Below are 12,685 nucleotides of genomic sequence, written 5' to 3' on the forward strand. Positions count from 1 at the left end.
GGGGCGATCTGGAAGCTGGAGCCCGAACAACGGGATCTGGATGCGAACATCATCGCACTGGGCCCCGGGGAGCAGATCGGCGAACACCGGGGCCCGGACCTGGACGTGCTGATCCACGTGTTTTCCGGCTCCGGGGTGCTGCACACCGAAACCGGCAGCGTGCCGCTGGCGGTGGGCGACGTGCTCTACCTGCCGGCCCGGTCGCGGCGCCGCTTCGTGGCCGCGGATGCGGGACTACGCTACTTCTCGGTGCACCAGCGCAAGAAGACCCTGGGCCTGATGCCCACCCTGCGCCCTTCGACGTAGCGGCGCCCCGGCGGGCGGAGCGGGCTACTGGCCCGGATCCCACTGCCCGGTCTGCAAAAAGTGCTCCAGCACCGCGGTGTGGTGTCCGGGCTGCAGGTCATTGGCCTGCAGCCACGCGTCATCGTAGTAGGTGTTCTGGTAGCGCTCGCCCCTGTCGCAGATCAGCGTCACCACGCTGCCCTGCTCGCCGTTGCGCAGCATCCGGGCGATCACCTCGAAGGCGGCGTACAGGTTCGTGCCGGTGGAGGCCCCGGCCCAGTGCCGGGTCTTGGCCCGCAACAGGCGCATGGCGGCGATGGACCCGGCGTCGGGAACCTGCAGCATCTGGTCGATCACCCCGGGCACGAAGGACGGTTCGACCACCGGGCGCCCGATGCCCTCGATGCGTGAGCCAATGCCGGTGGCGTAGTTCATGTCCCGGCGCCGCCAGCCCTCATAGAAGGCCGAGTTCTCCGGGTCGGCGACGGCGACCTTCGTGGCGTGGCGCCGATAGCGCACATAGCGCCCGAAGGTGGCGCTGGTGCCGCCGGTGCCGGCGCTGATCACGATCCAGGAGGGAATCGGGTGGCGCTCGGCGGACATCTGGGAGAACACCGATTCGGCGATGTTGTTGTTGCCCCGCCAGTCGGTGGCCCGTTCGGCGTAGGAGAACTGGTCCAGGTAGTACCCGTTGCTCTCCGCGGCCAGCTCACGGGCTGACTGGTAGACGGCCGCCGGCCCATCCACGAAGTGGCAGTGCCCGCCGTAGAACTCAATCAGCTCCACCTTTTCACTGCTGGTTCCGTGCGGCACCACGGCTATGAACGGCAGCCCGAGCATGCGGGCGAAGTAGGCCTCGGAGACCGCGGTGGACCCGCTGGAGGCCTCCACCAGGGTGGTGTCCTTCCCGATGTGGCCGTTGACCAAGCCGTAGAGGATCAGCGAACGGGCCAGGCGGTGCTTCAGTGAACCCGTGGGGTGCACCGATTCGTCCTTCAGGTACAGGTCGATGCCCCACTGGGCGGGCAGCGGGAAGACGTGCAGGTGGGTGTCGGCGCTGCGGTTGGCGTCGGCGTCAAGCAGCGCAATGGCTTCGCGGACCCAGTGGGCGCCCTCGGAGAGTTCTTCGTTCACCTGATCAACACTAACCGTTTGCCGCCAATCCGTCAGCGGCACGCCGTGTTTCGGCCCCGCGCCCACGCTGCGGTGGTATGTTGTGACAACCATCAGCTCACTAGGCAGGATCTATTGAGGACAGGAACGTCTTGAGCACCAGCACCCCACAGGTTTCCACGACCCTGGCCCTGTGCTGCGCAGCGCTGGTTTTCGCCGGTGCCCTCTGGGCACTGCTGGCCCACGGGCTGGCCTTTGCCACCCAGCTCGGCCCGCACGGCGTCGGCGTGCTCTATGCCCAGCATGGTGCCCCTGCCGCGTCGGCGGACTGGATCTGGGTTCCGTTGCTGCTGGGGCTCGGACTGTATGCCCTGTACCAGTGCCGGGAGCCTCAGCGCCAGGCCCTGCTGCACTACCGGATCCGCTTCCTGGTCGCCGCAGCGGCCCTGCTGGCCGGGTTGTGGCTGCAGCTGCTGGATGCGCGGCAGCTCGGCGCGGCGCTGGCGATCGGGCTGCTGCTGCTGGCCGATCTGTTCCTGATCCTGCGCCGGATCAGCCGCAAGGTGCTCTACACCTCGGCGGATCGGTGGATTACCCGGGCCACGATGGGACTGTTCTTCGGCACGACGCTGGTGATGGTCCTGACGAATTTCACCGCCTGGGTTCCCACGCTCGGTGTCGAGGCCCTGGCCCGGCCAGTGCATGCGGCCACGGCGCTGCTGGTACTGCTCACCTGCCTGGCGGTCAGCGCGATGACGTTCTTTAACCCCATGGGGATCTATGTGAACCTCGGCGCCGCCTGGATGGCCCTGTGGATTGCCGTGGCCGCCTATGACGGTCCGCGGGCCTCCGCCCCGGTCGCGATCTGCGCCACCATCGGCACCGCGCTGCTGCTGATTTGCCTGCTCAGCAGCGTGCGCATCCGGGTTCGTCAGCTCACCGGCGACTGAGCTTTCGCGCCTGCCAAATTGGCCCATGGCACACCGGCCTTGGTCTTCCCCCCGGTGTTCGCCCACAGCGGGATTACTGGGAGTTTTCCATAATGAGCCGGTGTTGCCTTGAGTCGGAACAACGCGCTGGCTAGGGTGTAATCAGTAGCTTTCGTGGTGTCCCCATCATGGAAGCGCTGGGGAATCCAAAGGAAAGAGGGAACGTATGTCCAAGACCAAGAAGAGCTTCAAAGAAGTCGAGAAGTCGCTGAAGAAGCTCGCCAAGAACGCGAAGACTGAAATCCCCCAGGAACTGAAGGAAAGCTGGAGCAAGGCCATTGCCGGTGTTGATGCTGGGGCCATCAGCGACGCAGGCGCCAATCTGGTCAGCAACGTGACCGGGAACTCCAAGGCCGCCAAGCGCACCCGCAGCTCCGTCGAGGATGCCGTGAACCGCGCGCAGAAGGCCTTGAACACCCAGAAGAAGGGCTCCAAGGGACGCAAGTTCCTGATGTTCCTTGTTGTGGCCGGTGTAGCCGTCGCCGCCGCCGTGGCCGCCAACAAGAAGACCGCCACCAGCTAATTCCCACACCCAGTTTTGGCTCACGCCCCGGAACGCTCGTCGTTCCGGGGCGTTCGCGTCTACCCGCCGGGCCGGCGACGCAAAGCGTCCCGGGCCCCTATTTCTTTCCGTACTTCCGGTGTGCCGCCTGTCGGCTAATGCCCAAAACCGTCGCGATCCCCGACCAGCTCATCCCCGCGGTGCGGGCGCTGCGAACCGCGGCGGCCTCACGACGGGCCAGCTCCTTTTTCTGGGCCACGACGTCACCCAGCTCCCGGATGGGGTCCCGTCCGTCATCCTGGCGCAGATCCGTTTTCATTTCCCTGTACCCTTCTGCCAAGTTGTCAATTAAAGGTGACACGGCTTGCCACGGCCGTCAATGGATGTTGACAACCATGCCCGATGGCTCCGAAACGCCGACGATCAACCGGCGATGGCACCGCAGGCAATGGCCGCATGAACGAAGGACGCTGACGCGTCGATAGGATGGAGCGGTGGCACACATCGACGTATCCGACATCCAGTACTTCCTTTCCGACGGCACGCAACTCCTTGGCGGGGTCAGCTTCAAGGTCACCGAAGGTTCCAAAACGGCCCTGATCGGCCCCAACGGCACCGGCAAGACGACGCTGTTCAAGATCATCGCCGGAGACCTCAAAGCCGATCACGGCGCGGTCAACCGTTCCGGAAGCCTGGGCATCATGCGTCAGTTCATCGGCCAAGTCCGCGACGAAAGCACCGTGCGGGATCTGCTGCTTTCCACCGCCACACCGCAGCTGTCGGCCATTGCCGAGCGGGTGGCCACCCTGGAAGCCAAAATGCTGGAGTCGGAAGATGAAAAAGTCCACATGAAGTACGCCGAGGCGATCATCGAATGGGGTGACGCCGGTGGATATGAGCTGGAACCCGCCTGGGACAAGGTCTGCATGGCCGCGCTGGGGGTGGAATTCGAGGCGGCGGCAGGACGTCTGGCCTCCACGCTCTCTGGCGGTGAGCAAAAGCGTCTGGTCCTGGAGGCGTTGTTTGCCGGACCCGATGACCTGTTGCTGCTTGATGAACCGGATAACTATCTGGATGTGCCGGGGAAACAGTGGTTGGAGCAGCGGCTGAACGAATCGGCGAAGACGGTGCTGTTCATCAGCCACGACCGGGAGCTGCTGGATAACGCCGCCACTCGGATTGCCACCCTTGAACCCGGGCACAGCGGCGCCACGGCGTGGGTGCATGGCGGCTCCTTCGGCAGTTATGTCGAGGCCCGCCGCGAACGCAACGAACGCTTCGAAGAGCTGCGCAAGCGCTGGGACGAGGAGCATGCCAAGCTCAAGGAGCTGGTGAACATGTACAAGACGAAGGCCGCGTTCCGTTCGGACATGGCCAACCGCTATCACGCGGCACAAACCCGGCTGGAAAAGTTCCTGCAGGACGGTCCCCCGCAGGCAATTCCGCTGGAACAAAACGTGCAGATGCGCCTCAAGGGCGGGCGGACCGCCAAGCGTGCCGTGGTGGCCGAGCGGCTGGAACTCACGGGCCTGATGAAACCCTTCAGCAACGAGATCTGGTTTGGCGACCGGGTGGCCGTTCTGGGATCCAATGGGTCGGGCAAATCCCACTTCCTGCGGTTGCTCGCCTCCGGTGGCACTGATCCAGAACGCGAACACCTCCCGGTCTCGGACGTCGAGATCGCTCCGGTCAACCATGCGGGCACGGTGAAACTTGGAGCACGAATCCGCCCTGGCTACTTCGCCCAGACGCACACGCGCCCGGATCTGTTCGGCCGCACGCTGCTGGAGATCCTGCATCGCGGCGACGAGCACCGCAGCGGGCTGCCCCGCGAAGCCGCAGCCGCCGCCCTTGACGGCTACGGCCTAGCCGGGCAGTCGGAGCAAAAGTTCGAATCCCTCTCCGGTGGGCAGCAGGCACGCTTCCAGATTCTGCTGCTGCAGTTATCCGGTGCCACCCTGTTGCTGCTCGATGAGCCCACCGACAACCTGGACCTGCATTCCGGGGAAGCACTGGAACGCGCCATCAACGCCTTCGAGGGCACGGTGGTGGCCGTAACCCACGACCGCTGGTTCGCCAGGTCCTTCGATCGGTTCTGGGTGTTCGGGGCCGACGGACGGATCTACGAGTCCGACACCCCGGTATGGGATGAGCAGCGAGTGCAACGCCAACGCTGAGTCGGCGCTTTCTGTCACATTGAGGGTGACAGGGGTGATTTGTGGGGTGAATATTCCGCTGACCACGGTCTTCTCCACAATTTGAGGAACACTTAGAAGTGAGTGGTACACATGGGGGAGCCATTTGTTCGCAAATGACTCAAGTACCGGACGTCAGCCACAACTCGCTCAGGTCGGCGTCATGCTGGGTCCAGCCGCACCGTGCGTGCTGGACCCTAGCCATTCTGCCCGCCTGCCGGAACCGGGAAGTCTCCCTTTCTTCACAGATCGGTCAAGAACGGCATCTAGAATTCGTCTATCACAATCTTCTTCATCCCCATGAGTTTTTCGAACGCACCGGACCGCTGCATCAGCTCCCCCATGTTCTGCGGAACGATCTGCCAGCTGACACCGAACCTGTCGGTCAACCAGCCGCATTGCTCAGCCTCAGGGACGGCCGAGAGCGCCTCCCAGAGCGCGTCGATTTCAGACTGGTCACGGCAGGCAACTTCCAGGGAAACACCGGGCGTGAAGGTAAAAGCCATCTCCACTCCGGAATCCATGGCCGAGAACATCTGACCCTTGAGAGTGAAGTCACTGTACATCACCGACTCCGTGGTGACCGGCGGATTGGCCTCGGGATAGTGGAAGCGCTGCCCCGGCTTGCTGTCGCTGAAAGTGGCTACGTAGAAGTCCGCGGCTTCGGTGGCGTGGTTCTGCGCCGGTCCGCAGAACATGAGGCACGGAGTCAAGAACTGGGGCACCGTCTCCCCCTGGTCCACCAGGGTCAACTGCCAGCTAACCCCGTAGCGGTCCTCCACCCACCCGTACCGGGGACTGAACTCATACTCGTCCAGCTCCATCATGACCTGTCCGCCCTCGCTCAGCCGCTGCCATGCCTGGTCCAGCGCGGTCTGGGTTTGTCCCGGATCTCCCCCGAAGAACGCCGGGTGGAAATTGGCGGTGAATGAAATGGCGGGATTGGGCCGAAAGTTGTCATCGGCGTTCACCAGGGTAATCTTTGTGCCGTTGACATCAACGGCGACCGTCAGCGGTTCCCCTGCCAACGGCTGCTGGAAGTCCAGCAGACCCTGGGTCGGGTACCGCGACTCAACCTCACTGGTGGTGCGCGGAAAAATCCCTGCGTAGAAATCCCCGACTTCCTGCGCATTGCCGTTGCACCAAATATTCGGAACGATATAGGCCATTGCTGCCTCCCGGCTTTCCCGACCACAGGCCTGTTGAACAAACGCCAGCCCTCCTGGCGCCATCGGGCCGCGGGCTGCAAGGCCCGGACCTGCGCAGTCCTTAGCCTACCGACAACGCCGAAAGGCCGGTACCCTCTGAGGGAAAATCACTGCCCACCGAGCCGTGACAGCCAGGGATCAGCCTCTGCCGTCCGGTCGGGGCTGGCTCTGAGCGGCGGTGCGGCCGGTAAAGCCATCCATGGATCGGTAGATTCCCAGCGGCCCTCCGGCCAACCGGTCCCACAGCGAAGTGGGCAGCAGCCCACGCAGCACTTGGCCCAGCTTGCTTGTCCACGGCATTAACACAATCGGGGTGCCACGCAGCATCGCTTCCCACGCCTTCCTCGCAACCTGTTCTGGGGACAAAATCGGCGTGAACAGCATCTTGTTGACCCCGGCGAACATCCCGGTGGAGACATAGGTGGGGCAGAACGAAGTGATCTTCACCTGGTGTCCCCGGACCCGCTCCAACTCCAAACGAACCGAATCGCTCCAGGTCAACACGGCCGCCTTGGAGGCCGCGTAAACGCTCATGTTCGGGTTGGAGACCAGGGCCGCCGCCGAGGCAATCGTCAGGATCCGCCCCGGGCCGCGGCTGGCCAGCATCCCGGGAAGGAAGTGGGAGGCCAGGTACATCGGAGCTAGGGTGTTCACCGCAAGGGTGGCCTCAATGTGGTCGGGCTCCTGGTCCGTGAAGGCTCCGCCGGTCACGACCCCGGCATTGTTGATGAGCACTTGCACCTCACCGTGGTGGCGTACCTTCTCGGCGGCGCGCTCGATCGGTGCGCGACTGCTCAAGTCGACCACCTGAGCATGGATTGCCACCTGCGGGTGCTGCTGGCGCAACTCATCGGCGGTGCGCTGAACCAATTCTTCATTGATGTCCCAGAGGAACAGTGACTGAGCCCCCTCCGCCGCTGCCATCCGGGCAAAGATGGCGCCCATGCCTTGGGCGGCACCGGTGATCAGCACCCTCATCCCCCGCACCGATTCCAAGGAGTCTTGGTGATTCATCCTCAGTCCTTCCCCCGCTTTCGATCAGCGGATCTTTCCGCAGACGTCTACGCCTGGCGGAGCCGGCCATCACCTTCTATGTAGATTACGTCACAGTAACCCATGGATGGCATTGAGACATGGCCGGGGCGGCCCTTCGCCCCTGAACCAGGGCCAGAGACCCCACCGAGCGGTGCAGAGAATGCAGGCCACGCGCTCTTCGGGAGAGGACTTTCCCACCGGAACGGTAATCTGGGGTGAGACCCAAGCCACCAACTGCGAGGACTGACCCCGTGCGACTTGATCGATTGGATGCCCAGCTGATCCAATTACTCACCGACTCCCCCATGCTGCCAGCCATGGAGTGCGCTCGTCGGCTGGGGGTCGCCCGCGGAACCGTGACCAGCCGCCTGTCCCGACTCCAGGACAACGGGGTCATCGAGGCGATCGTTCCACGGATCCAGCCGGCCGGGTTCGAATACCAGCTGGTGGCATTCTGCTCCGTGGAGATCAACCAGAAGTTCGGACACGAGCGGGTCACCGGCGCCCTGGCGCGCAGCATCCCGGAAATCATGGACATGTACACGGTCACCGGCGACTTTGACCTGCAGCTGCGGGTCGTGGCGCGCAACGCCTCGGAACTTCAGGATGTCTTCGACCGCATTGCGCAGGTGCCGGGGGTCGCCCGAACCTCCTCCGCACTGGCCCTGCGCGAGCATTTTCAGGGCCGCACCCTCCCGCTCGTCCAGGCTCAGGCAGACCGGGAAGATTAACAGGTTCTAGCTATACAGTCTGTATAGTGAAATACCTCCGCCGTAGCCAGAAGTTGGTCAATTCGCACAGTGTGGTGCGCACCACTTGCAGTGGGCGCAATGAGACTTTTACCATCACAGTTCGTGATCCTGTTCACCGAACAGGGCTTTAATTACGGCCAAGCACGAGGAACAGAATCCGGGGAATGAGCACGCAATTCCAGCTGTCGACCACATTTGGTGTCCGCGTTGGCGCGCGGCACCGATACGGCAGTCATCCCCCGGCCCGGCACTGGTTGATGTCCTAGTCTCGCGGCCGCGTCCAAACGCTTCCCACCTGCCACTGCCCGTACCGCCGCCACCGCGGCCACCGGGAGGGCGCATGTTCCATTCGGAGAGGAATGTCATGACCATCCACCACCGCCCAGGCCTGGAGCTGGTACCTGCCTACCGTCAGGGAAAGGCTGCCGCCCCGGGAGCCTCCAAGCTTTCCTCGAATGAATCTCCGCACCCTCCGCTGCCCTCGGTCGTCAAGGCGGTGGGCCACGAGCTGGAAATGATTCACCGCTACCCGAACATGGGGGCGACCGACGTCATTGCCGCGCTGGCGCAAAAGAACGGCGTCCAGCCGCAGAACATCACCCTGGGCTCCGGTTCGGTGGAGGTGGCAGCCCAGCTGATCCACGCAGTCGCCGGTCCCGGCGACGAAGTGATGTTCGCCTGGCGCTCCTTTGAGGCCTACCCCTCCCTGGTCCGCGTTTCCGGCGCCGTGCCGGTGCAGGTGCCGTTGGATGAGAACTACGGCCATGACCTGCCGGCCATGCTCGATGCCATCACCGACCGCACCCGTCTGATTTTCATCTGCAACCCGAACAACCCGACGGGCACCGTCTTGGAGGCCGAGGCGCTGGAGAAGTTCGTCGCCGCCGTTCCGCGCAATGTGCTGGTGGTCATCGATGAGGCGTACGTGCATTTTGACCGTTCAGAGGTTCGCGCCGACGGGCTGGCCCTGTTCGCCAAGTACCCGCACGTGGCCGTGCTGCACACCTTCTCCAAGGCCTACGGCCTGGCGGGTCTGCGCATCGGCTACGCGATCAGCCCAGAGCCGGTGGCTGAAAACCTGCGCAAGGTCGCCGTCCCGTTCGGCGTGACCAACCTGGCCCAGGCCGCGGCGGTGGCCTCCCTGGCCGCCGAGGACGAACTGGCGCTGCGGATCAACGAGGTCGTTGAACAGCGTGAGCGGCTCTACCAGGGCTTGATCGCCGCCGGTTACCCGGCCGTGCCGTCCCAGGCGAACTTCGTGTGGGTACCGGCCGGTGAGGGCACCAGTGAGCTGGAGGCAACCCTGGACGCCGGCGGTGTGGTTGTGCGCGCCTTCCCGGGCGAGGGGCTGCGGATTTCCTCGGGGACCGCCGAGGACGTGAACCGGGTGCTGGCCGCCCTGGCTCCCAAACTGTCCGGGGTCAACGCATGAACGGGGCTGATGTGAAACACAGGACCACCACCAAGAGCACTGACTCCAATGCGCTGCATTCGGGTCTGACCCGCTCCCAGATTTCCATGATGGGCCTGGGCGGGGCCATCGGCGCGGGTCTGTTCGTCGGCTCGGGCCAGGCGATCTCCATCGCCGGGCCCGCCGTGCTGATCTCCTACCTGCTGGCCGGGACGATTGTCATTGTCATCATGGCCATGCTCGCCGAAATGGTGGCCGCCAACCCGTCCGCCGGTGCCTTCAGCACGTTCGCGCACGAGGCCCTGGGCCGCAGTGCCGGCAGCACCGTGGGCTGGCTGTACTGGATCCAGCTGGTGGTGGTGATTGCCGCCGAAGCCACCGGCGCCGCCGCGATGCTGGTGATCTGGTTCCCCGGCATCCCCCAGTGGGCGTGGGTACTGGCCTTCGTGGTGCTGTTCACCGGCATCAACCTGCTGGGTGTGGGCAACTACGGCAAGTTCGAATTCTGGTTCGCGTTCATCAAGGTCGCCGCCATCCTGGCCTTCCTGGTGCTCGGTGCCCTGGTGATCGTGGGCGTGATCCCCACCAACCAGCCCATTGGCTTCGCAAACTTCACCGCCCATGGCGGGTTCGCACCGGCCGGCATGGCTGGCATCGCTGCGGCGCTGCTGATCGTGATCTTCTCCTTTGGCGGTACCGAGGTCGTTTCGATCGCGGCGGCCGAGTCCGATGACCCGGCCGGCAACATCAAGCGCACCGTCTCGCAGGTGATGCTGCGCATCCTGTTCTTCTACCTCGGTTCGATCATCGTGATCGTGGCCGTGCTGCCGTGGAACTCCCCAGAGGTTGTCGAGGGCCCGTTCGCCGCCGTGCTGTCGGTGCTCCACGTGCCGGGTGTCGAACTGATGATGTCGCTGCTGATCGTGGTGGCCCTGCTCTCGGCCATGAACGCGAACATCTACGGCGCCTCGCGCATGCTCTACTCGCTGGGTACCCGCAAGATGGCCCCCACCGCAGTCACCCACGTGACCGGCAAGGGTGTTCCGGCCAACGCGGTGGTCTGGTCGGTGTCCTTCTCGTTCATTGCGGTGGGCCTGAACTGGATCTGGCCCGATGCGGTCATGCCGCTGCTGCTGAACGTGGTCGGCTCAACCATCATCGTGATTTGGTCGTTCATTGCGGTGACCCAGTTCGTGCTGCGCCGCCGGGCAGATCGCGAGAACCTGCAGATGCCGCTGCGCCTGTGGGGCTTCCCGTACCTGTCGTTGGCCACTATTGCGGCGATGGCGGCCGTGGTGGGCATTGCAATGACTGACGCGACCGCGCGCACCCAGTTGCTGCTGACCCTGGGGTTGACCGGTCTGCTTTGGCTGGTCTCCAAGCTCAGCTACCGCAACCGTCAGCCACAGGACGTCGCCTAGCTGTCGATTCCCTACAGGTGAATTGCTGAAGGCTCCATTGCAAATTGCGGTGGAGCCTTTCTGCATGTGTGGGACGGGTGAGGCCGCAGATGCGGGGCGCCGGGTTTATTGGGCCGCGGCTTGTTGGCGGCGCACCATTTCGTTGATCCATTCCGGGGCGAACGGTGAGGTGCAGCCCGGGGAGGTGGGGTAGTCGGCCAGGACCTGCAGCCTATTTCCGATGGCCAGGGCCCGTTCGCGGTGCTTCGGGTGGTTGATGCCGATCTGGGCCAGTGTGGTGTTCATGGACCACTGCAGACGTTCTGGCGCGGCAGCCATCTGCTCCTCGATGGTGTCCAACAAGGCCGCAAGCTCCAGCAGTTGTGGGGCCCTGGTGACCTGGTGGGCCGTCAGCTCCCAGCCTGCGCTGGCAATTACGGGATCGAGGTCCCCGATCCACAACTGCCGCAGCGGTTCGAGGAACTTGCTCTTCTTCACCACGTAGTTCAGCAACCAGTCCTGCACCTTGGGAACCCTGGCCTCGCGCAGCCAAGCATCGAGTTGCTCCTGGCTGAAGGCCTTGGGGCGGCAGATGAGGAGCGCCAGCAGCCGCAGGGTGCTCTCCCCGCTTTGCCAGAGCTCCTCGGCCAGCTCCTGGTTCGTTTTCAGGGCCTTGGCCATCGCCCGCAATTTGGTCAGGTTGATGCCGAAGTCATTGCCCTGCCTCTCATTGACGGCCCGCATGCGAGGATCCTCAAGACGCTGAATTTCGTCCCGGATCGCCACGATGCTGCTGCCCGGGTGAAGTTCATCCTGTTTGGTCATGCCGTGCTCGCTCACCGTTTCTCCTCGTCGTACGTTGCCCCTGACTGCCTCACCGGCCCAACCTGGGGCCTGTCCCCCAACTTTATCGCCGCGCTCGACGGTGCTCCTAGGCGAACAAAATATCGTCCACAGTATTCAGCCAGCGGCGCTGAAACACGGTTTCGACCGCGCGCGGAGAGTAGCGTTCCCTCACCCACTCGACAGCGCACCCGCAACGCATCCCGGCAAGCATGACCATGACCGTCAGCGCCGTACCGGTACGCCCAACACCTCCCCGGCAACTGATCAGCACCCGCTCCTCGGCGCAGCGCTCGAACGCCGTTCGCAGCTCGTTGAGCGCTTGCCCGGTGTCGGTGGGGGCCCGAAAATCCGGCCATTTGATCCATCGTTGGTGCGGATCATCCTGAACCGGCCTGCGCCCAGCCAGGCGGACCAGCAGCTCAGGCGGTGGGGTCAATTGGAACGCGATTCGCCTGGGAAGCCCACGGACCGTACTGCCGTTGGGCAGCACCAGGACGCCTTCGAGTGATTCGTCCCAGGCCACCATGCAGCAGAGCTTAGCAAGAGATGGCGCACGGGCGACATGGGCCAGGATGCCCACAGGGCAAGACCTTCCCCGGATGCCGGGAGCATGACGCTATTCGTGATAAATCAGGCCACCAATTTGACAGCGTGCCATCTGAGAATCGGGTACGAAATATTGCCTGGACCCTCCGGCATTCGTCAGCTGCATTGCGCTCCCGCACGTTCTGGATTTCAATCGTATTCTGTAATCTGATTCCACATATTTGCACCAAAACATTATCCGAATATTCGTCCATATACCTTGGATCACCTATCAAATACAGGGTGTCAATGCCCTACTCAGCACGGAATTTCTACGTCGATCAGCGCGTCGCCCGCATGGATCATGCGCATATTTCCGCAGGTGCGGAGCCGACTTCTGCTAGACTGAAAGACATTGGCTCCC

General features: G+C 63.7%; 13 protein-coding genes. 7 read left to right on the top strand and 6 right to left on the bottom strand.

The features are described from left to right. Positions 1-306: cupin domain-containing protein (locus RCJ92_RS07245; RefSeq protein ID WP_446754187.1), on the top strand; the 306-nt coding region annotated here is incomplete at its 5' end. Between the two features lie 24 nt (positions 307-330). On the opposite strand, the gene RCJ92_RS07250 is transcribed toward RCJ92_RS07245, so the two are convergent. Next, a complete protein-coding gene (locus RCJ92_RS07250; RefSeq protein ID WP_343830479.1) occupies positions 331-1,419 on the bottom strand; it encodes a PLP-dependent cysteine synthase family protein in 1,089 nt (362 codons plus the stop codon). A gap of 131 nt (positions 1,420-1,550) precedes the next feature. Between RCJ92_RS07250 and RCJ92_RS07255 the strand changes: the two genes are divergently transcribed. After that, positions 1,551-2,348: a hypothetical protein gene (locus tag RCJ92_RS07255; protein WP_343830477.1), complete on the top strand. Its 798-nt coding sequence runs from the start codon at positions 1,551-1,553 to the stop codon at positions 2,346-2,348. Between the two features lie 205 nt (positions 2,349-2,553). Further along, entirely contained in the window at positions 2,554-2,910 is a 357-nt protein-coding gene (locus RCJ92_RS07260) for a hypothetical protein (protein WP_054820735.1), read from the top strand. A gap of 97 nt (positions 2,911-3,007) precedes the next feature. Here RCJ92_RS07260 and RCJ92_RS07265 read toward each other — a convergent pair whose 3' ends face one another. Continuing rightward, entirely contained in the window at positions 3,008-3,208 is a 201-nt protein-coding gene (locus tag RCJ92_RS07265) for an AsnC family protein (RefSeq protein ID WP_446754188.1), read from the bottom strand. Between the two features lie 175 nt (positions 3,209-3,383). On the opposite strand from RCJ92_RS07265, the gene RCJ92_RS07270 reads away from it, so the two are divergent. Next, positions 3,384-5,066, top strand: a complete 1,683-nt coding sequence (locus tag RCJ92_RS07270; RefSeq protein WP_446754189.1) for an ATP-binding cassette domain-containing protein — start codon at positions 3,384-3,386, stop codon at positions 5,064-5,066. 284 nt (positions 5,067-5,350) lie between these two features. On the opposite strand, the gene RCJ92_RS07275 is transcribed toward RCJ92_RS07270, so the two are convergent. Both RCJ92_RS07275 and RCJ92_RS07280 read right to left on the bottom strand, forming a co-directional pair. Then, the gene (locus tag RCJ92_RS07275; protein ID WP_446754190.1) at positions 5,351-6,253 is read right to left on the bottom strand and encodes a VOC family protein; all 903 of its coding nucleotides are present in this window, start codon (positions 6,251-6,253) and stop codon (positions 5,351-5,353) included. A 177-nt stretch (positions 6,254-6,430) separates the two neighbouring features. Next, the gene (locus RCJ92_RS07280; RefSeq protein ID WP_446754191.1) at positions 6,431-7,306 is read right to left on the bottom strand and encodes an SDR family NAD(P)-dependent oxidoreductase; all 876 of its coding nucleotides are present in this window, start codon (positions 7,304-7,306) and stop codon (positions 6,431-6,433) included. A 272-nt stretch (positions 7,307-7,578) separates the two neighbouring features. Between RCJ92_RS07280 and RCJ92_RS07285 the strand changes: the two genes are divergently transcribed. The 3 genes from RCJ92_RS07285 (at position 7,579) to RCJ92_RS07295 (ending at position 10,911) form a co-directional block, all read left to right on the top strand. Beyond that, on the top strand, positions 7,579-8,058 hold the full coding sequence (locus tag RCJ92_RS07285; protein ID WP_138177634.1) for an Lrp/AsnC family transcriptional regulator: 480 nt from the start codon (positions 7,579-7,581) through the stop codon (positions 8,056-8,058). Positions 8,059-8,443: 385 nt separating this feature from the next. Continuing rightward, on the top strand, positions 8,444-9,511 hold the full coding sequence (gene hisC, locus RCJ92_RS07290) for a histidinol-phosphate transaminase (RefSeq protein WP_446754192.1): 1,068 nt from the start codon (positions 8,444-8,446) through the stop codon (positions 9,509-9,511). An 11-nt stretch (positions 9,512-9,522) separates the two neighbouring features. Further along, positions 9,523-10,911: an amino acid permease gene (locus RCJ92_RS07295; RefSeq protein ID WP_446754193.1), complete on the top strand. Its 1,389-nt coding sequence runs from the start codon at positions 9,523-9,525 to the stop codon at positions 10,909-10,911. Positions 10,912-11,016: 105 nt separating this feature from the next. Here RCJ92_RS07295 and RCJ92_RS07300 read toward each other — a convergent pair whose 3' ends face one another. Both RCJ92_RS07300 and RCJ92_RS07305 read right to left on the bottom strand, forming a co-directional pair. After that, a complete protein-coding gene (locus RCJ92_RS07300) occupies positions 11,017-11,715 on the bottom strand; it encodes a DNA alkylation repair protein (RefSeq protein WP_446754213.1) in 699 nt (232 codons plus the stop codon). Between the two features lie 106 nt (positions 11,716-11,821). Next, positions 11,822-12,316 (bottom strand): protein-tyrosine phosphatase family protein, encoded by a 495-nt coding sequence (locus tag RCJ92_RS07305; RefSeq protein WP_446754194.1) that lies wholly within the window; start codon positions 12,314-12,316, stop codon positions 11,822-11,824. Positions 12,317-12,685: the final 369 nt, after the last annotated feature.

The sequence above is a fragment of the Glutamicibacter sp. BSL13 genome (assembly GCF_052928425.1).

What these genes read in the sequence shown, in the direction of transcription:
- RCJ92_RS07260 (WP_054820735.1), top strand. Translation starts at nt 2,554, where the DNA reads ATGTCCAAGACCAAGAAGAGCTTCAAAGAAGTCGAGAAGTCGCTGAAG.
- RCJ92_RS07265 (WP_446754188.1), bottom strand. Translation starts at nt 3,208, where the DNA reads ATGAAAACGGATCTGCGCCAGGATGACGGACGGGACCCCATCCGGGAG.
- RCJ92_RS07275 (WP_446754190.1), bottom strand. Translation starts at nt 6,253, where the DNA reads ATGGCCTATATCGTTCCGAATATTTGGTGCAACGGCAATGCGCAGGAA.
- RCJ92_RS07280 (WP_446754191.1), bottom strand. Translation starts at nt 7,306, where the DNA reads ATGAATCACCAAGACTCCTTGGAATCGGTGCGGGGGATGAGGGTGCTG.
- hisC (WP_446754192.1), top strand. Translation starts at nt 8,444, where the DNA reads ATGACCATCCACCACCGCCCAGGCCTGGAGCTGGTACCTGCCTACCGT.
- RCJ92_RS07300 (WP_446754213.1), bottom strand. Translation starts at nt 11,715, where the DNA reads ATGACCAAACAGGATGAACTTCACCCGGGCAGCAGCATCGTGGCGATC.